This is a genomic window from Nonomuraea solani, assembly GCF_900108335.1.
Taxonomy (GTDB): Bacteria; Actinomycetota; Actinomycetes; order Streptosporangiales; family Streptosporangiaceae; genus Nonomuraea; species Nonomuraea solani.
The window spans coordinates 550,977-569,467 of sequence record NZ_FNVT01000001.1 but is presented as its reverse complement, the minus strand read 5'-3'; the positions used below and the strand labels follow the sequence as shown (position 1 = coordinate 569,467).

16 protein-coding genes and 1 tRNA gene are annotated in these 18,491 nt (G+C 72.1%); 8 read left to right on the top strand and 9 right to left on the bottom strand.

Going from position 1 to position 18,491, the window contains the following annotated elements; translation table 11 throughout:
• Positions 1 to 6: 6 nt before the first annotated feature.
• Positions 7 to 4,959: a tetratricopeptide repeat protein gene (locus C4V41_RS02615; protein ID WP_103954077.1), complete on the bottom strand. Its 4,953-nt coding sequence runs from the start codon at positions 4,957 to 4,959 to the stop codon at positions 7 to 9.
• A gap of 118 nt (positions 4,960 to 5,077) precedes the next feature.
• Between C4V41_RS02615 and C4V41_RS02610 the strand changes: the two genes are divergently transcribed.
• The 3 genes from C4V41_RS02610 to C4V41_RS02600 all read left to right on the top strand — a co-directional run bounded on the left by C4V41_RS02610 (position 5,078) and on the right by C4V41_RS02600 (position 6,802).
• Positions 5,078 to 5,623 carry a hypothetical protein gene (locus tag C4V41_RS02610; protein WP_103954076.1) on the top strand — a complete coding sequence of 182 codons (546 nt, stop codon included), beginning with the start codon at positions 5,078 to 5,080 and terminating at the stop codon, positions 5,621 to 5,623.
• 29 nt (positions 5,624 to 5,652) lie between these two features.
• Positions 5,653 to 6,051: a hypothetical protein gene (locus C4V41_RS02605; protein WP_146103496.1), complete on the top strand. Its 399-nt coding sequence runs from the start codon at positions 5,653 to 5,655 to the stop codon at positions 6,049 to 6,051.
• A 79-nt stretch (positions 6,052 to 6,130) separates the two neighbouring features.
• On the top strand, positions 6,131 to 6,802 hold the full coding sequence (locus tag C4V41_RS02600; protein WP_200823701.1) for a DUF6766 family protein: 672 nt from the start codon (positions 6,131 to 6,133) through the stop codon (positions 6,800 to 6,802).
• Here the strand turns inward: C4V41_RS02600 and C4V41_RS65220 are convergent.
• The gene (locus C4V41_RS65220) at positions 6,775 to 7,575 is read right to left on the bottom strand and encodes a 1-aminocyclopropane-1-carboxylate deaminase/D-cysteine desulfhydrase (RefSeq protein WP_103954074.1); all 801 of its coding nucleotides are present in this window, start codon (positions 7,573 to 7,575) and stop codon (positions 6,775 to 6,777) included. The two genes, C4V41_RS02600 and C4V41_RS65220, sit on opposite strands and share 28 nt — an antisense overlap.
• Positions 7,576 to 7,618: 43 nt before the next feature.
• Between C4V41_RS65220 and galK the strand changes: the two genes are divergently transcribed.
• Positions 7,619 to 8,731, top strand: a complete 1,113-nt coding sequence (gene galK, locus C4V41_RS02590; protein WP_103954073.1) for a galactokinase — start codon at positions 7,619 to 7,621, stop codon at positions 8,729 to 8,731.
• A gap of 32 nt (positions 8,732 to 8,763) precedes the next feature.
• On the opposite strand, the gene C4V41_RS02585 is transcribed toward galK, so the two are convergent.
• Positions 8,764 to 9,537, bottom strand: coding sequence for an enoyl-CoA hydratase-related protein (locus C4V41_RS02585; protein ID WP_103954072.1), 774 nt, complete (start codon positions 9,535 to 9,537; stop codon positions 8,764 to 8,766).
• 52 nt (positions 9,538 to 9,589) lie between these two features.
• Between C4V41_RS02585 and C4V41_RS02580 the strand changes: the two genes are divergently transcribed.
• Positions 9,590 to 10,330: a tyrosine-protein phosphatase gene (locus C4V41_RS02580; RefSeq protein ID WP_235029867.1), complete on the top strand. Its 741-nt coding sequence runs from the start codon at positions 9,590 to 9,592 to the stop codon at positions 10,328 to 10,330.
• A gap of 55 nt (positions 10,331 to 10,385) precedes the next feature.
• Here the strand turns inward: C4V41_RS02580 and C4V41_RS02575 are convergent, their stop codons facing one another.
• The 3 genes from C4V41_RS02575 to C4V41_RS02565 all read right to left on the bottom strand — a co-directional run bounded on the left by C4V41_RS02575 (position 10,386) and on the right by C4V41_RS02565 (position 12,533).
• Positions 10,386 to 11,516 carry a nitric oxide synthase oxygenase gene (locus C4V41_RS02575; RefSeq protein WP_103954070.1) on the bottom strand — a complete coding sequence of 377 codons (1,131 nt, stop codon included), beginning with the start codon at positions 11,514 to 11,516 and terminating at the stop codon, positions 10,386 to 10,388.
• Between the two features lie 248 nt (positions 11,517 to 11,764).
• Complete coding sequence (locus C4V41_RS02570; protein ID WP_103954069.1) at positions 11,765 to 12,175, bottom strand: hypothetical protein; 411 nt, start codon at positions 12,173 to 12,175, stop codon at positions 11,765 to 11,767.
• A gap of 283 nt (positions 12,176 to 12,458) precedes the next feature.
• A tRNA-Asn gene (locus C4V41_RS02565) sits at positions 12,459 to 12,533 on the bottom strand.
• A gap of 126 nt (positions 12,534 to 12,659) precedes the next feature.
• On the opposite strand from C4V41_RS02565, the gene C4V41_RS02560 reads away from it, so the two are divergent.
• Positions 12,660 to 12,971 (top strand): hypothetical protein, encoded by a 312-nt coding sequence (locus tag C4V41_RS02560; protein ID WP_103954068.1) that lies wholly within the window; start codon positions 12,660 to 12,662, stop codon positions 12,969 to 12,971.
• A gap of 43 nt (positions 12,972 to 13,014) precedes the next feature.
• On the opposite strand, the gene C4V41_RS02555 is transcribed toward C4V41_RS02560, so the two are convergent.
• Genes C4V41_RS02555 through C4V41_RS61630 form a run of 3 tightly spaced genes read right to left on the bottom strand, consistent with a single transcriptional unit; the run spans position 13,015 to position 14,950 of the window.
• The gene (locus tag C4V41_RS02555; RefSeq protein WP_103954067.1) at positions 13,015 to 13,488 is read right to left on the bottom strand and encodes a hypothetical protein; all 474 of its coding nucleotides are present in this window, start codon (positions 13,486 to 13,488) and stop codon (positions 13,015 to 13,017) included.
• Positions 13,485 to 14,759 (bottom strand): amylo-alpha-1,6-glucosidase, encoded by a 1,275-nt coding sequence (locus tag C4V41_RS02550; RefSeq protein WP_200823700.1) that lies wholly within the window; start codon positions 14,757 to 14,759, stop codon positions 13,485 to 13,487. Before C4V41_RS02550 ends, C4V41_RS02555 begins: the two co-directional genes overlap by 4 nt.
• Positions 14,760 to 14,791: 32 nt before the next feature.
• Positions 14,792 to 14,950, bottom strand: coding sequence for a hypothetical protein (locus C4V41_RS61630; RefSeq protein ID WP_160150143.1), 159 nt, complete (start codon positions 14,948 to 14,950; stop codon positions 14,792 to 14,794).
• Between the two features lie 177 nt (positions 14,951 to 15,127).
• Between C4V41_RS61630 and C4V41_RS02545 the strand changes: the two genes are divergently transcribed.
• Together C4V41_RS02545 and C4V41_RS02540 are read left to right on the top strand one after the other, a co-directional pair.
• Positions 15,128 to 16,294, top strand: coding sequence for a coiled-coil domain-containing protein (locus C4V41_RS02545; RefSeq protein WP_103954065.1), 1,167 nt, complete (start codon positions 15,128 to 15,130; stop codon positions 16,292 to 16,294).
• Positions 16,291 to 18,429, top strand: a complete 2,139-nt coding sequence (locus C4V41_RS02540; RefSeq protein WP_103954064.1) for a serine/threonine-protein kinase — start codon at positions 16,291 to 16,293, stop codon at positions 18,427 to 18,429. The genes C4V41_RS02545 and C4V41_RS02540 overlap by 4 nt, the downstream gene beginning before the upstream one ends.
• The last annotated feature ends 62 nt before the right edge of the window (positions 18,430 to 18,491 follow it).

The following is an 18,491-nucleotide window of genomic DNA, read 5'->3' as shown; positions in this document are numbered from 1 at the left end:
AAGTGGCTACCCTAGCCTGCCGAGCAGCGTCTCGGCCTCCGGGGCGAAGGCCGGGTCACGGGTGTCCGAGGCCGTCCGCAGCAGCCGCCTGGCCAGGTCCAGGTCGCCGCGCTCGTACCGGATCTCGCCCAGGCGGAAGGCGGCCTCCGCCACCAGGTCGTCCTGCTCGGTCAGCCCCAGCGTCAGCTCGTAGTAGCGCAGCGCCCCGTCGCGGTCACCGAGCCAGTAGCACAGCTCCCCGAGGTGCGCGGCGGCCATCCCGGACTCCGAGTCGCCGGCGTCGATGACCCGCTGGTACCACGTGAGCGCCTCGCCGAAGTCCCGCTTCCGCTTGGCCAGCGACCCCAGGTACATCGCGCCCAGCGCGCTGGTGTGCCCCTCGCCCGCCTCGACGGCCCGGTGGTACCAGTCGCGCGCGTGCGTCTCGTCCTCGTCGTGGTACGTCTGCCCGATCGCGATCATCGCCCGCGCCGCCAGGTCGTCGTCACCGGCCTCCAGCACCCGCAGGTACGTCTGCCGCGCCTCCTCGACCTCCCCGGCGTTCACCAGCGTCTGCGCCAGCACGCTGAGCGCGGTCGGCTCCCCGCTCTCCGCCGCCACCCGCAGCGTGCGCAGCGAGCCCTCGGTGTCGCCCTGACGGTCCTGGAGCATGCCGAGCAGGCTCCCGAACACCCCCTGTACGGGGCTGTCGGCGTCCCCGGCCTGCCGCTCGGCCAGGCTGTAGAACGCCTCCGAGTCACCCTCGGCGTCGAGCAGCGAGAGCAGCCTGCCCCCGGCCACGAACCGCACGTCGGCGTCCTCGTGGTCGTTCAGCCCCTCGTAGATCGCGCGCGCCCGCGCCGGCTCGCCCAGGGCCTCCAGGCGCTCGGCCACCCGCAGCTCGGTGAACGGGCCGGGACCGGCCAGCTCGTAGTAGCGCCGCACGGCCTCCGGGTCCTCGCACAGGTCTCCCAGCTCGCGGCCCTGCTCGGCGGCGGCCCGCTCGTCCATCAGGGACAGGATCTCGATCGCGACGTCGTGCTCGCCGCGCCGGCACGCCTGGTAGGCGAGGGCGTCGAGGTTGTTCATCGCGGTCTGCGCGAGGTCGGTGCCGGTGCCGGCGGCCGCCGCGAACGCCCGCGCGGCGGCGAGGTCGTCGCCCTCGTCGTGCAGCCACATGCCGAGCTGCATGCCGCCTCTGGCCACGGAGTTCAGGTCGTCCGACTCGATGGCCGCGCGCACCTCACGGTCGGCGCCCGTCTTGTCGCCCAGCTCCCGCAGTGCCCTGGCGAGGTCGACGCGCAGGCCGGGGGTGGTGCCGGGGTGGCCGGTCTCGACGCCTCTGCCGTACATGAGGGCCGCGTTCTCCATGTCGTCCCTTGCCTTGAAGGCGTCGCCCCAGGTCCAGTAGCCGAGCGCGACGGTCTCCGGGTCGCCGGTGCCCACGGCACGCTCCGCCTCGGCCGCCAGGGCGTCGTAGTCGTGCTCCTGGAGCAGGTGGATCAGGAGCCGGCGGTGGCAGTCGAGGTCGCCGTCCGCCGCTCCGCCGGCCAGCACCTGACGGACCTCCGCCTCGTCGCCGCGCTCGGCCAGCAGTTCGGCGACGAGGACGGCGGTGGCGGGCAGCGCGGTCCTGGCGGCCTCCACGGCGCCGTCGAGGTCGCCGCGCCGGTGCCGGACGACGGCGATGTTGCGCCAGGCCATCTCGACGGTGGCGGGCTCCGCGCCGGCGATCGGCCGGGTCGCGGGCAGGAAGCACAGCTCGGCGCGACTGTAGTGGCCCTCGGTCGCCAGGATGGCGCCGAGCTCGATCCTGGCCTCCGCCGCGGCCTCGGGCTCGCCCAGTTCGGTGACGAGCTGGAAGAACGGCTCGCCCGAGTCGTCCTCCATGGCCTGCGCCTTCGCCATGACCTCCCGTACGGCCTCCGCCCGGTCGCCGGGCGCGGCCTCCGCCAGCAGGCGGCGCAGTTCGCGTACGTCCTCCTCGTCGAGCGCGAGCAGCACCCCGGCCATCAGCTCGGACCCGGCCCGCTCGGTCAGGACGGCCAGAGCGCCCCGCCGGTCGCCCTCCGCCGCCAGCACCCAGGGCAGCTCGTCCGGCAGGGACCGGCCGAGCAGGTGGCGGGAGACGGCGGCTGCGTAGGTGTCGTGCTCCTGCGCCGCGGCCCGTTCGAGCGCGAAGTGCGCGGCGTCCGCGTCGCCGGCCGCCAGCAGGCTGCGGCCCGCCGCCAGCATGGTCTCCGGCTCGGACTCGGGGTCGAGGGCCGCCGCCCGTTCGAAGGCCGCCTTGGCCGCCTCCAGGTCGCCCGTCTTGGCCAGCAGGCCGCCGAGCAGCCGCTCGGACTCGCCCGAGATGCGGGGCGGCGCGGCGGTCATGGCCGCGAGCGCGCCTTCGTGGTCGCCGTGGTCGCGCAGGAACCGGGCCAGGTGGAGCGTGGCGTCGCCGCCGAACGCCCCTTCCAGCACCTCGCGGGCCTCCTCCGCGCGGCCGCCGGCGGCCAGCGACTCGCCCAGCCGCCGCGCCACCTCGGCCCGGAGCCGCTCGTCGCCGGTGTCCGGCACGCGGGCGTAGATGCCGGCGGCCTCGGCGTACTCTCCGAGTTCGCTCAGCACGTTGCCCGCGGCGCGCAGCGCCACCCCGTTGAGGTGCTCGTCGTCGCCCACCGCCCCCAGCCAGGCGTCGATGGCGCCGCGCTTGTCACCCGAGTCGTTGCGCAGGGCTCCGAGAAAACAGCCGGCCCGCTGGCGCTGATCCGGCGGACCGGCCGCGGCGACCAGCGAAAGTGCCCCGTCGGCGGCGACCGGGCGCCGCGTGCGCTGCCAGGAGTGCGCGCACTCCATGGCGAGCGCGGTCGCCATCACGGCGGCCTCGCCGCCGGGGAACGCCCGCGCCGCCGCCTCGAAGTCCTCGTCGAGCAGCGCCCGTCCGAACGCGCCGAGCTCGTCCGTGACGAGGTCGAGCGCGGCCCGCGCGCCTTCGACGTCGTCCAGCCGGACCCTGGTGTAGGCCAGCGGCAGCGCGCTGCGCTCCCGCTCGCCCTCGGTGATCAGCCGCTCGTGCAGGCGGCAGGCGGCCAGCAGGTCGCCCTGCCGCTCGAACAGCCCGATCAGCTCGGCGGCGGACTCGATCCGCAGGCCCTTGTGCCCGCTCTCCATCGCCGCCGTGTACGCCGCCCGCGCCTCCCCGGGGTCGTCCTCGGCGACGAGCCCGCCCAGCATGTACGCCACCCAGGGCGCCAGCACGGGATGCCCCTCGCCCCTGGCCCGGCGCAGCAGCCCGCCCGCCTCGTCCTCGTCGGTCAGCACGTCCTTGCAGATCACCGCCGTGTACGACAGCGCCAGCGGATCCCCGCTGTCCGCCGCCGCCCTGAACAGCTTGGCCGCGTCGGACAGGTCGTACCCGATCGAGGCCAGCACCTGCGCGAACACGGCGGTGCCGATCGCGGAGACCGCCGGGTCATGATGCCCCATGGCCGCCTGGTACCGGACCAGCCCCTCCTCCCGGCCCAGCCGCTGGTGGTCCAGCATCGCGCCGAGCACGGGATGGGTCTCCGCGCCTGACTCGCGCAGCAGGTGCAGCAGGAACGCCGCGTTGAAGCCCTGGAGCACGTCGTCGCCCTCGGCCACGTACGTCAGCAGCTCGTCGGCCTGCTCCCGGTCGCCCTCGCCCAGCTCCAGCTCGGCCAGCATCACCATGGCCCTGATCGACTGGACGGCCGCGCCGGAGTCGATGGCCTGGCGCAGCAGCCGCCTGGCCTCGCCCAGGTCGCCCGCCTTCAGCCGGGCCAGGCCGTCGTCGGTGTCCTGGAGCGCCTGCTCCTCGACGGGGTCGGCCAGCGGCTGCTGCCTGGCGGCGTGCTCCAGCAGCAGCGCGGCCTTGAACGCGGCGTCGGGGTCGTCGTGCCCGGCGGCCAGCCCGGCCAGCTCCATGATCTCGTCGTGCGCCTCGGGGTGCTGTTCGAGCAGCAGGCCGAGCAGGGTGACGCTGATGGAGGCCCACTCGTCCTCGCCGGCCTCCAGCACGGCGCGCAGCGCGGCGAGGGCCTCGGCCGGCTCGCCCGCCTCGGTGTGCATCTGGGCCAGGCACGCCTGGGCCTGCACGGCGTAGTCGCGCTGGCCGCTGGCGATCACCCGGCGGAAGATCGCCTTGGTCTCCTCCTCGTCGCCGAGCTGCGCGGTCACCTTGGCCAGCTCGATGAGCGAGGGCAGCCGGATGTCGGGCCTCGGGTCCTCGGCGGCCACGCGGTAGGCGGCCGCCGACTCGGCGTACTCGCCCAGGTCCACGAGCACCGCGCCGAGCAGCTTGTGCGCCATGGCCAGGTGGTCGGGGTGCCCGACGGCGATGGCGCGCTCGCACACCTCGCGGGCCGAGTCGAACTCCTCCTCCTCGGCGTAGTGCTGGTACAGCCGGAACGCCGACAGCGACACCACCTCGGGGTCACCGCTGGTCAGCAGCGCCCGGTAGTCGTCCTCGTCCTCGGCGGCGTCGTACAGGTCGCGGGCCGAGGCCGGGTCCTGGTCGAACTCCGGCAGCTCCAGCCGCGCGGCCAGCTCGGCCACGGCGGGGCTGTCGCACACGCGGGCCCGCTCCAGCGCCTCCTGGGCGCCCTGCGCGTCGCCGAGCTGGGTGAGCACGAGCACCAGCGCCGTGTCGGCGAGCGCGGCCACCTCGAAGTCGGCGCCGTCCGAGGCGATCGTCAGCACCCGGTGCGCCGCCGCCCACTCCTTGGCGGTGACCAGCATCATCCCCATGGCGATGGCCGAGCGTTGCCCGAAGACCGGGTCGCCCGACTGGATCACCGACCGGTGCGCCGCCTCGGCGCCGTCCAGGTCCCCCTGTTCCTGTAGCAGGCCCGCCAGCAGGTGGGACGCCTCCGGGTCCCCTGTGGCCGCGATCTGCCTGAACAGCACCGCGGCCGCGTTGAGGTCTCCCGATTTCCAATGGTCCATGGCCGCGTCGAGCTGTTCTGACGCCATCATCACTCCAAGGTCATACAACAATGTGAAAAAGCTACACATGTGTCACGTGGGTCACACCGCATTCCGAGATCTCCCGTCCTTCCGCCGGGAAGTCCGGGAGCGCCGTAGCGTAGAACTCATGGGCAAGGCGTTCTGGATCGATCAGGAGTTCGACAGAGACCGTGACGGGCGCTACGCCGTACACGTGCGAAAGAACCTCGACGAGTTCGAGTGGGGTGACATCGCGCCCGTACGGTTCGCCTGCACGGCATGGGACCTCGCCACCCCGCCGTCGCTGACCCCCGGCTTCGTGCGCTGGGACCGCCGCGTCCTCGAGGCGACCTGCCACCGCAACACCTGGGACGGCGGGCTCTACGCCCGGGTCAGGGTGGTCTCGCCGCTGCCGGAGGAGCTGCGGCGGTCGCGGGCCTGGTGGCGCGACCGCGGCTGGCTGGGCTGGCAGGAGACCTTCGGCCAGTACGTCGAGCCGACCCAGCAGGACCTGGCGAGAATCCCGTTCCTGCGGGCCACGCTGCTCGTCGAGGCCCCGGTGCCGCTCGACGACCTGCCGCCGGAGCCCGAGGGGCCGCACGAGGAGGTCGAGCAGCGCGCCCACCGCGCGGTGACGGTGCTGGCCCGCGAGCTGAACGCGCTGGTGGCGCCCGTGCTCGACCAGCTGGGATAGACGCGTTCCTCCGGGGTAGCGAGAGGCGCATGAGGATGCCGCTCGCCGCACTCGTGCTGGCCGTGGCCACCATGGCCACCGTGGCCGCCGCCGGTTGCGCCGTGGACACGGAGGGGCCCGCGCGGACGGCCGAGCGCTTCCACACCGCCCTGGCGGCCCACCAGGAGGAGTCCGCCTGCGCGCTGCTCGCCCGCAGGACCGCCGAGAAGCTGCCCGGCCGCGGCCAGAGTTGCGCCGAGGCGCTGCGGGAGCTGGGGTTCGGCCCGGGCGGCCCGGTGTCCGCGGTCAGCGTGTGGGGCGACGAGGCCCAGGTCCGGCTGGCCGGCGACACGCTCTTCCTGCACCGCTTCAGCGACGGCTGGCGGATCAGGGCCGCGGGCTGTGAGCCGGAGGGCGACCTGCCTTACGACTGCGAGGTGGACGACTGATGCGCGTCATGTTCACGCTGACCCTGCTGCTGATCGTGGTCGGCCTGGCCTCCTTCTTCGCCATCGGGTGGTCGAGGCTTTGAGGTGGATCAAGGAGAACTCACTGGCCCTGGCGTTCCTGGTGATGTTCCTGGTGGCGCTGGGCGGGCAGGCGGTGGCCGGTCTGCTCGACTTCAACGACCTGCAAGTCGCCGAGGGCGCCGAGCCGGTCTCGTTCCTGGAGTACGTGATCTCCTCGTCGTTCGCGGTGGACGTGGCCGAGAACTGGCAGTCGGAGTATCTGCAGTTCTTCCTGTTCATCGTGTTCACCGTCTGGCTCGTGCAGAAGGGCTCCCCGGAGTCCAAGAAGCCGGAGGACGCCGGGGCGGAGTCGGACGAGAAGCAGCAGGTCGGACCCTACGCGGGCCCCGACGCCCCCCGCTGGGCGAAGGTCAGGGGGCCGCGGCTGTGGTTGTTCAGCAACTCGCTCGGGCTCGTGATGGGGACCATCTTCCTGCTGTCGTGGCTGGCCCAGTCGGTGGCGGGGCAGGCGGCGTACAACGCGGAGCGGCTCGGCGACCTGCGCGATCCGGTGGCCTGGGGCGCGTACGTCACCTCGCCCGAGTTCTGGAACCGCAGCCTGCAGAACTGGCAGTCGGAGCTGCTGGCCGTGCTGTCGATGGCAGTGCTGTCGATCTATCTGCGCCAGCGGGGCTCACCGGAGTCGAAGCCGGTCGGGGCGCCTCATTCGGCCACGAACGTGGAAGGCTGACCGGTGACGATGGCGACGACGCGGGTGCCGGGGGCGAAGGCGCCCTGCCGGGCGAGGTCGAGGATCCCGTAGAGCATCTTGGCCACGTAGATCCCTTCGACGCGATATTTCGCGATAAATCCGTCGAGGACGGGCGTGGACTTAGCGTACCCGCCGAAGTGGTAGTCCAGGTTGACCGACCAGTTCGCCCACGTGCGCCCGTACGCCTCCCGCTGCAGCCTGGCCACCTCCCCCTCCAGGAACGAGGCCCCCTTCAGCACCGCGAACCCGAGCGCCCGCCGGCCCTCGGGCAGCCCCGCCGAGATCCCGGCCAGCGTGCCGCCGGTGCCGACCGGGCAGCAGACAACGTCGTAGTCTTCGGTGATCTCCCCCGGCAGTTCGGCGCAGCCGCGCACGGCCGCCGCGTTGCTCCCGCCCTCCGGCAGGATCACCACGTCGTCGCCCCACCGCGCGCGCAGCGCGGCCAGCGATTCGTCGGTGTGCTTGAGCCGGTAGGCGGCCCGGTCGAGGTAGGTGATCGTCATGCCGCAGGCGGCCGCGTGGGCCAGGGACGGGTTCAGCGGCAGGCGCTCCTCGCCCCTGATGACCCCGATCGTCTCGATGCCGTGCCGCGCTCCCGCCTCGGCCACGGCCCTGATGTGATTGGAGTAGGCGCCGCCGAAGGTCAGCAGCCTGCGATGGCCCAGGTTGTACTTGAGTTTGCGCGGCTTGTTGTCGTCGTGCATCAGGAACACCCGGACCTGGCCGAGCCCTGGATCCAGGAGTTCCTCCATGGCGCTAGTCTACGGTCGGGCCTTTGTTGAGGAGTGTTCGGTTATGCGCGTTATTGAAGCTTTCACGGCCGCCTACGGCTCGTCCCCCCAGACCGTCTGGCACGCGCCGGGCCGGGTCAACCTGATCGGCGAGCACACCGACTACAACGACGGGTTCGTTCTCCCCTTCGCGGTGCCGTGGGGGGTGACGGCCGCGGTCACGCCGCGTACCGACGGCACGATCCGCCTGCTGTCGCTCCAGTCCTCCGGCGAGCCCGTCACGATGGCGACGCACGCGGACTCCAAGGGCTGGACGCGCTACGTCGTGGGCGTCCTCGACATGCTGGGCGACCGGGTGGCGGGCGCCGACATCGCGATCGACGGCGACGTCCCGCAGGGCGCGGGCCTCAGCTCCAGCGCCGCCCTGGAGGTGGCCGTCGCCTCGGCGATCAACGACCTGCACGGCCTGGGCATGACGCCCATGGAGATCGCGCTGCTCGGCCAGAAGGCCGAGAACGACTTCGTCGGCATGCCCTGCGGCATCATGGACCAGGCCGCCTCGGCGCTGTGCCAGGAGGGCCACGCCCTGTTCCTCGACTGCCGCTCGCTCGGCTCCAGGAACATCCCGCTCGACCTGGCCGCCCACGGCCTGAGCATGCTCATCATCGACACGCAGGCGCACCACGAGCACGCGGGCGGCGAATACGCCAAGCGCCGCGCCGAGTGCGAGTCGGCCGCCCGCAAGCTCGGCGTCGCGGCTCTGCGCGACGTGACCGACCTGGCCGGGGCCCTGGACCAACTGCAGGGCGACGAGCGCAAGCGCACGATGCACGTCGTGACGGAGAACCACCGCGTGGAGGCCCTCATCGGCCTGCTGCGCGCGGGCGCCGTCACGGAGATCGGCGCCCTGCTGAACGCCTCCCACCTGTCGCTGCGCGACCAGTACGAGGTGTCGTCGCCGGAGCTGGACGTGGCCGTCGAGGCGGCCCTCAGGGGCGGCGCGCGGGGCGCCAGGATGACCGGTGGCGGCTTCGGCGGCTCGGCCATCGCCCTGGTGCCGGTGGAGCGCCTGGAGAGCGTCCAGGAGTCGGTCTCGGCCGCCTACGCCGAGCGTGGCTTCCAGGCCCCGCGCTACCTGCCCGCCATCCCGGCGCCGGGCGCCCGCCGGGTGGCCTGAGGTCTTCAGAGCGGCGGGACGCCTGAAGGGCTTCAGAGCGGCGGGAAGTTCGGCGGGCGGCGTTCCAGGAAACTGGCGACGCCCTCCGCGAAGTCGGGACGGCCGAAGGAGGCGATCATCTCCTGGGTGGCCGTCTTGGCCGACTCCTCCAGCGTGACGTCCCAGTCGTGCCACACCTGCCGCTTGATCACCGCCATCGACGCCGGCGAGCTGTGCCGGGCCAGCTCCCTGGCGTACTCCTGGGTCTCGGCCAGCAGCGACTCCAGCGGCACGGCGCGGTTGACCAGGCCCATCTCGTACGCCTCCCGCCCGCTGAACACCCTGCCCGACAGCAGCACGTCCATGGCCCGCTGCTGCCCCATGAGCCGGGGCAGCACCCAGGACAGCCCGTACTCGGCGATCAGGCCGCGGCGCGGGAACGCGGTCGTCCACTTGGCCTCGGTGGCCGTGAACACCAGGTCGCAGACGAGCGCGTGCACCATGCCGAGCCCCGCGCAGGCCCCGTTGACGGCGGCGATGACCGGCTTGCGGATCGTCGTCGGAAAGGTGTGGGGCCGCGGGTCGGGCGTCTCGTCGTAGTCGCCCGCCTGGAGGGCGGCCAGCGTCTTGAAGTCGGCGCCCGAGCAGAAGCCCTTGCCCGCGCCGGTGACCACCACGGCCCGCACCCCGGGGTCCTGCTCGGCCTCGGCCAGCAGGTCGAAATAGCGCCGCCCCATGGCGTCGGTCCAGGCATTGAGCGTGTCCGGCCGGTTGAAGGTCAGCGTCAGCACGCCCTGGTCGAGCGTTGAGAGCACGAGTTCCGCCATGGGCTAACAGAACCATGTTCTAGGCGGGGAAGGCAAGGATACGGTGGGCGATGTGGACCGGGATCTGGTGTGGGACGGCTGTCACAACGTACGCGACCTGGGCGGCCTGCTGGCCGCGGCCGGGCGGCGCACCCGCTGGGGTGCCGTGGTCCGCGCCGACACCCCCGACCGGCTCACCGAGCAGGGGTGGGCGGCGGCCGCGGCGCACGGCGTACGGACGATCGTGGACCTGCGCACCCCCGGCGAGCACCACGCGGAGCCCGGCCACCGGCCGCCCGGGATGACCGTGGTCAGCGTGCCCATGAACACGGGCCGCGACCTGCACGGCGGGACGCCGCTCTATCTGCGGCCGTTCCTGGACAACGCTCCCGACCGCTGCGCCCGCGTCCTGCGCGCCATCGCCCAGGCGCCGCCCGGCGGAGTGCTCGTGCACTGCGTCGCCGGCCGCGACCGCACCGGGCTCATCGCCATCCTGCTGCTCGCGCTGGCCGGGGTGGCACCGGGCGACATCCTGGCCGACTACGAGCGCTCCACGGCCCGCCTGAGCCCTCTCTACGCCCTGCTCGGCCAGCCCGACGACGCCCTCCGCGTACGCGCCCGCCTGACCGCCGCCGGCACCACCACGGACCAGGTGATCGGGTCGCTCCTGCGCGAACTCGACGCGGAGGCGTACCTGACGTCGGCCGGCCTGACCCCCACCGAACTCACCACCCTCCGAGACCGCCTGACCTCCCCGCCCTCTCAGAGAGGCCTCCGCCCTTCCTCGCCCCTCCGGAGGAACCTCCGCCCTTGAAGGACCTCCGCTCCCTCCCCCGTCCCTCAAAGGACCTCAGCCGAAGTGCGGTGGGTCAGCGGTGGTGGACGAAGGCCGGAGTCAGGACCCGGCCGTCGTAGTAGCGGTGGAACACGGGGGTGGCACTGCCGGACAGCGGTGGCACGATCCACGACCAGTCCGCCGGGCAGACCCGCCCCGCCTCCTCCTCCCGCGAAAGATGCGTGAGAAACCGGCGCGACTCCGTATGGTGATCGGTCATCGTGACCCCGGCCAGCTCGAACGAGTGCAGCACCGCCACGTTCAGCTCCACCAGCGCATGATCCCGCCACAGACAGCGCTCGTTGGTGGTGTCCAGCCCCAGCCGCTCCGCCACCTGCCGGAGCTGGTCGTACCGGTCGGCGTCCGCCAGGTTGCGGGCCCCGATCTCGGTGCCCATGTACCAGCCGTTGAAGGGCGCGCACGGATAGCAGACGCCCCCGATCTCCAGGCACATGTCCGAGATGGCGGGCACCGCGTGCCACCGCAACCCCAGCTCCGCGAACCACGGATATTCGGGGTGGACCAGCGGCACCTCCAGCACCACGTCCCCCGGCAGGTTGCACAGCAGCCGATCCCCCATCCCCGGATCGATGACCAGCGGCAGCACGTCGAACCGGCCACCCCGCCCACGCCACCCCAGCGACTCGGCGATCTTGGTGAGCGCGACGTTGCGCGGATCGCCGACCACACCACCGGACGTGCGGTACCCGGCGTAACGGATGAGCTGGTCGTTCAGCACCCGGGGGCCGCGCAGGGCCGGGGTGTCGGGGGGCAGGACGGTGACGGTGGGCCTGATCTTCCCGGTCCCGGTGGCCTCGCGCAGGTGGGCCACGCATTCAAGAGCCACCCCCTCGGCCGTGCTCACCTGCCTGCGATCGCGCACCAGCAGCGAGCGCCAGTACAGCCGGCCGATGCACCGGTTGCTGTTACGCCAGGCCACCCGGGCCCCGAACGCCAATTCCTCGTACGTGTGCGTGTAGGTCCCGTAACGCGCCACGTCCCTGGCGACGTCGCGCAGCCGGGCATGCAGCCCTCCCAGCGAGGGATGCTCGGCGTGGTACAGCCTGATGAACCGCTCCGCCTCCCGCAGGTCGGTGGTGCGTTCGAGCACCGCCCGCGCGGCGAGGGCATCGAAGGGACGAAGGGACCTGATCCAGGTAGGCACGCGTCAACCAGCACTTCTCCGTCAGCGGAGCGCCCCGCCGATTCCGGGTCGGCGGCACGTCCTGGTGGAGGCGCCCTCTCCTCGCCTCCGTCAACGACTGCCCGCGGCTCCGGCCCGCGAGGGACCGGCCCGGCCATTTTCCCCGGGGCGGCGCGCTTCTGTCCCGCTAACGTGAGAACGTGTGATGATCGCGTTACATAGCGTGAAATAGAAGGGCGCCTCCGGAAGATCCGGAGACGCCCGGCCGCTTACCTCCTGAAGTCCTCGGTCCACACGCAGGTGAGGTGGATGACGCGGCCCTTGTGCCACCGCTTGCCGATCACCCGGTGCGGCAGCTCCCTGGCCGGCACGGTGATCGACAGCCGGTCGGCGGGCACGACGGTCACGCCGTTCTCGACGACGGTCTCGGCCAGTTCGGGTTCCAGATACCGCTCGTCGATGAGCTCGGTCACCTTGGCCCTGGGGAACCGTACGACCTTGCCGTCCTTCATCCAGCAGCGGAGCTCGCCGCCGAACCTCACCCGCTCGTCCGGACCGCCGTACTCGCCCGACCCGCCGTGCACCCTCACCGAGCCGTCGTCGGCCAGTGCGGGCGCGGCCAGGGCGCCCAGTCCGAGCGCGGCGGCCGTGACGACGATCGCGAGGCGTCGCTTCACCATTGGGATCTCCTCCCCGAGACGACTGAACGCTCCCGAGGGTGCCGCGCCGCACCTGAAGCGAGGCTTAAGGCGCCCGAAGCGCCCTTCAGGTACGCCTCCGCCCAAGCCCCAGGCCCATCGCGGCCGGAGACGCCCGGCTTGCCGTACACCAGCAGTCCCCGATGAACGGCCGCCGCCCGAATCATCCTCGGCCTGGGCCGGGCGTTCTCATCGGCAGGCGCGACCGCACCTCCTGAGCACAAGCGAAAGGCCCCTCCCAGGGTCTGGGAGGGGCCTTTCCTACTGGCTCCCGCGAGGGGATTCGAACCTCTAACCTGCCGGTTAACAGCCGGCTGCTCTGCCATTGAGCTACGCGGGATCGAGCTTTCGCGCACTTCGCCGGGGCGGTTGGGCCCCTCCGTCGTGCGCATGAATAGATTAGCGCACTCCGGGAGTGCGTGTCGCATCGCGATCGGGGTAGGCCCGGAGACAGCGGAGGTGCAAAATGCGTTATCGAATGACATTTGCCGTCGGTCTGGCCATCGGCTACGTGCTGGGCAGCCGGGCAGGGCGCGAACGGTACGAGCAGATCAAACGGGCGGCCCAGCGCGTCGCCGACAACCCCCGGGTCCAGGAGGCCGCGGGAGTGTTCGGCGCGCAGGCGTCGAAGGTCGCCGGGATGGCCAGGATGAGGGTGGGGGACACGCTGCAGCAGCGGATCCCGTTCCTTCACTCCGACGGTCACGACACCGGCACCGGCTGGCCCGGCGAAGAGGGCATCAACCAGAAGCCCAGCGAGAGCGGCATTCCCTACTGATCGCGGTATGGGCGTGAGCCGTACACCCCCGCACGCCTGCGGCTCACACGCCCATGCTGCGCCGGACCCCCTCCAGGGCCTGTTCCGCCTGCGCGCGCAGGCCGGGGTCCTCGGGGTCGAGCCCCTCGTCGAAGACGAAGGTCCAGCCGAGCACCTCGCCGCCGGGCGGGCGCCTGGCCACCAGCCGCACGCCGCCCCTCCCGGGCAGGCTGACGTGCTTGTTCACCACGATCGTGGAGTTGACGCGCTCGCGCACGGTCTCGGGCAGCGAGCGCGGCTCGGTGATCCGTTCGACGTGCCGCCCGCCGCTCGTGGTGACGACGCGCAGGCCCTCCTCGTCCCAGGACGCCCTGTCGATCTCCTCGTACGGCACCCGCGTCCCGTCCGGCAGGTGGAGCGCGAGGTTCGTGGCGACCACGTGACCCTCCTCGGTGAGGGCGAACGTCAGCACCCGCTCCCCCGGATCGATCTTCAGGGACTTGCGCACGTCGGCGGGCAGGCGGCGGAAAAAGCTCATTCCACCACGTTATCGGCGAGCAGATCGAGGGTCAGCGCCGCGCTCCACGAGAAGTCCCGGCAGCCGCGCCCGCTGCCGTCGAAGGGGTCGAAGCACTCACGGAAACCGGCCTGCCGCACAAGGCGCAGGGTGCCGTTGGTGAGCTGCTGGGCGAGCTGGTCGAGCTGGTGCACGGCGGCGGCCCTGCGCAGCAGCCAGTTGGTGTTCACCCAGGAGGGCCCGCGCCAGTAGCGGGTGCGGTCGAACTGCGCGGCCCTGATCTCGCAGCTCGGCACGGGATAACCGGTGGCGCCCATGAACCGGGCCGACTCCAGGACCTCGACGGCCGCCTGGAGTTGGGCGGCGGGCAGCCCGGGATCCAGCAGCGGCCCGAACGCGCCGACCGTGCACACCTTGATCAGCCGGTCGGTCCGCAGGTCCCTGGCGAAGTAGCAGCCGTCCCAGAGGCGGTCGATCATGGCGTGCCTGATGTGCTCGGCCTGCTCGGCGTGGGGCTTGGGATCGGCGCCCGCCAGCGGCGCCAGCTCCGCCAGCGCCTGGCAGGAGGCCAGCCAGATCCCGTTGAACATCGGGTCCTCGATGGCGAACGGGTGCTCGTCGCGCAGGTATTCGGGGCTGTAGCCGGCGTCCCGGTAACGCATGGCGAGCCATACGTAGCGGTCGTGGTCGCTGTCGGGGTGGCGTTCGTCCAGCTCGACGTTGCGGTAGCCGTACCGGATCACGGGTAAGTTGGCCAGTGGCTGGTCCCAGGCCGGGCTGTCGTCCATGCCCGACTCCCACGGGTGCACGATCGCGGCCAGGCCGGCGCCGCCGAGGTCGCGGGCCGAGGCGAGATATTCGTGCTGGGCGACCAGCAGCGGATACGCCTTCCTGACGAACGCGGCGTCACCGGTGTGCCGGTAGAGCCACCAGAGCGCCAGCGCGTGCAGCGGTGGCGCGGTGAGCCCTGAGGTCATCACGGTCGGCGCGGCGTCGTTGTCCTGCGAGCGCCACACGGACGGCCCCGGGAAGTACGCCTCCCGCGTGTGGAACACGATGTGCGGCACCATCCCGGTCGCCCACTGCCCGCGCAGCAGGCTGACCAGCTCGTCGCGGGCCCGATCAGGGCGGTGCCTGGCCAGGCCGATGACGATGAACGCCGAGTCCCAGCTCCATTGGTGCGGGTAAAGCCCCGGCGCGGGCACCGTACCGGCGCCCGTCCAGTTCGCCTCGAGCACGTCGAGTGCCTCGCGCCCGAGCGCGGCATCGTCGACCGCGGGCCGCGCTTCCATCACCCAACTATGACGAAGGATGACTCCAGAAGCTATGTCCTCTTGGCCCACTTCGACAGGAGAAGGACGCCGAACGCCACGGCGCCGATGATGAGGCCCCACTTGAGCAGCGTGAGAGCGAAGCCCACGAGGGGGCCGAGCAGTACGAGTGCGGCGACGATCGCCGCGATGATCAGAAGTATGCGTCCCATGCATGGAACGCTACGAGATCCTTTAAGCGGATTGCAGGTGGTACAGGGTTGAATCAGGGACAACTCAGGGGTCCCCCCGAGCCAAAGGAACTTAATCGTCTGGCACCGCCGTTGAGCCGATATAAAGGGGCATCGGGGGGCCTCTTCACGGGGAGCGTGATGAGCCTGGGACCACCTATGAGCAGGGAAGGCGCCGAGCACGCGCTGCGAGCTCGGGCCGACGAACGCGACCGCATCTCCGGCGACCTGCTCGATCTCGAATCCCACACCACCTATCGCTTATTGAAGGGCGCCTCCTTACGCGGCGCCACCGGACGACGCTGGAGCGCGGCGCACGAGGCGCTGGCCACGCTGTGGTCACTCAACGACGCCTACCGGGCCGTGCTGCGCGACGCCGAGCAGATCAGGGCCGAGCGCGCCAGGCTGGGCGCCGACCAGCTCGCCCGGCTGACCGAGCTGCTCACGGGCGCCTCCGTGCTGCTGCGGGCCGCCGCCAAGCCGGTCGAGCAGCGCTCACTCCTTCCCCAGGCCGACGAACGCCTGACCCTCGACCAGACCGTGGCCCGGATGGACGACGCCTTCCGCGAGGTCACCTCCACGCTCAACGACATCGACGCGGTGTGGAACACCGTGCTGCCCCGCCTCGACGACGCCGACGCCACCCTGCGCCGGATCCGCGAGCTCGAACGCGAGCTGGGCGAGGGCGGCGGACCGGCCACGCACGAGACGGAGCTGCGCCGGATGCGCGCCGACGTGGTCGAGGACCCGCTCGGCGCCGCCGTCGAACAGGACCTCGACCGGATGGCCCGGCTGCTGACCGGCCTCCAGGCCGAGCTGGAGCTGGCCGTCGTGGTCAAGGCCGAATACGCCAGGCGCCGCGAAGACCTGGTGGCCGCCCTGGACCGGGTGCGAGGGGCCGAGAGCGAGGCCAGGCTGGCCCACGGCTCGGTCGTCGTCAAGATCGCCCTGCCGCCCCAGGCTCAGCCGCGCAGCCGGGTCGAGGCGCTGGTGGCCGAGATGGACGCGCTCGACGCCTCCGCCGACACCTGGGTGCAGCGGGCCAGGCGGCTGTCCGCGCTGGAGGGCGAGGCCCGCAAGGCCGCCGACCAGTCGCTGGCCACGGCCAGGGCCCTGTACGGGCTGGTCGGCCGGCGTGACGAGCTGCGCGGGCGGCTCGGCGCCTGCCAGGCGATGGCGGTGCGCAAGGGGCTGGCCGAGGACCCGGCCGCCGGGCACCTGTACGAGCGGGCGCGCGCGATCCTGTGGAGTGCGCCCTGCGATCTGACGAAGGCGGCCACCGCCGTCGAGAACTACCAGCGCGCGATACACGGAGGTGCACGATGACCCGCTGCGCGCAGCCCGGCTGCACGGGAACGATCGAAGAGGGCTACTGCGACCTGTGCGGGCACGCGGAGACCGCCTCACCGGCCTCCGTGCCCTCGTCCGCGTCCGTCTCCATCTCCACCCCTGAGAACACCCGGCCGGTGAGCAGGTCGGTGAGCTCGCCGGTGAGCAGCGGCAGGTCACGGGCCGGCGTGCTGGCCACCCTCGCGGACCTGCCATCGGTCCCCTACCGAGACCCGGCCACCGCCGTGATGGCCGACCCCGAGGTGCCCGAGGAGAAGCGCTACTGCGCCAACCCGGCGTGCGGCCAGCCGGTGGGCCGCTCCAGGGACGGCCGGCCCGGGCTCACGGACGGGTTCTGCCGGCACTGCCGCACGCAGTTCTCCTTCACCCCCAAGCTGGCCAAGGACGAACTGGTGGCCAACCAGTACCGCGTGCTGGGCTGCCTGGCCCACGGCGGGCTCGGCTGGATCTACCTGGCCTCCGACGAGAACCTCGACGGCCGGTGGGTCGTGCTGAAGGGCCTGCTCAACACCATGGACGCCGAGGCGCTGGCGGCGGCCGAGGCCGAGCGCAAGTTCCTCACCACGGTCGACCACCCCAACATCGTCAAGATCTTCAACTTCCAGCGCTCGGCCGGGCTCGGCTACATCGTCATGGAATATGTCGGCGGCCAGTCGCTGCACGAGCTGCGCCGCCAGGGCCCGCTGCCGCTGCGCGAGGTCCTGATGTACGGCAGGGAGATCCTGCACGCCTTCGGCTACCTGCACGAGAACGGCCTGGTCTACTGCGACCTCAAACCGGCCAACGTGATCAGGGTCGGCAAGCGGCTCAAGCTCATCGACCTGGGCGCGGTCCAGCCGTTCGGCTCGCCGGTGGGCTCGTCCTGGGTCACGACCGGCTACCACGCCCCCGAGCTGGACTCCCAGCCGTCGTCCGTCGCCTCCGACCTCTACACCGTGGGCAGGACGCTGGCGGTGCTGGCGATGACCGGGTTCAGCCCGGCGTCGGGCGGCAAGGCCAACCCGCTGCCGGTGGACTGCGGGCACCCGTCGTTCACCCGGTGGCTGCGCAAGGCGACCGCCCCGAACCCGGCCGACAGGTTCCAGAGCGCGTGGGAGATGGAGGAGCAGCTCGTCGGGGTGCTGCGGGAGGTCAGCGCCCTGGAGAACGGGGTGCCGTACCCGGCGCCCTCGACGATGTTCGGGCCCGAGCGGACCGCGGTGGGGACGGCGCTGTCGGAGGCGGGCGACCAGGTGTTCGGGCCGCTCGACCCGGCGGCGGTGGCGGGCGCGCTGCCGGTGCCGCTGGTCGATCCGGCCGACCCGGCCGCCGGGGCGCTGGCCGGGCTGCTCGGGCGCGACGGCAAGGAACTGCTCGACCAGCTCGCCGCGATGCCGCAGACGCCCGAGACGAAGCTGATGCGGGCCAGGCTGCTGGCCGAGGACGCCGCGGCCGAGACGCCGATCGTGCTCAACGAGCTGGCCAGGGAGCTGCCGGGCGACTGGCGGGTCACCTGGTACCAGGGGGTGCTCGCGCTGGCCACGGGGCAGGCGGACCAGGCGGTGGCGCTGTTCGACGCGTGCCTGTCCGAGCTGCCGGGCGAGCCGGCGCCCAAGCTGGCGCTGGCGTTCGCGCTGGAGTGCGCGGGTCAGCCGGCGGCCACCTGGTACGAGGGCGTCTGGCGGACCGACCACACCTACGTCAGCGCGGCGTTCGGGCTGGCCAGGAGCGGCCGGACGGGCGTGCTCGACGAGGTGCCTGCCAGCTCGGTCTACCGGGTGGCGGCGCAGGTGGCGCTGGCGGCCTCGGTGGTGCGGCGGCCCGACCTGAGCGCGCTCCAGCCGTCCGACCTGGTGGGGGCGGCGGACCGGGTGAGCGGCCAGGCCGATCTCGACCCGCGCCGCCGCGACCTGCTGACGGCGGAGGTGCTGAGCTCGGCGCTGGACTGGCTGGAGACGAGCCCATCACCGCCCAAGGACCTGCGCCTGGCCGACGCCCCGTTCACCGAACCAGGGCTCCGCAGACGCCTGGAGACCATCTTCCGCAAACTCGCCGTAGCCGCCGAAACTCGCCAGGAGCGTCACGCCTTGATCGACCAAGCCAACGCTGTGAGACCTAGGACGTGGCTGTGATGGATCCGCAGCGTAGCGAGGACATCCATCACAGCACTCCGAGCGCAGCTCGGCAGGCAGAC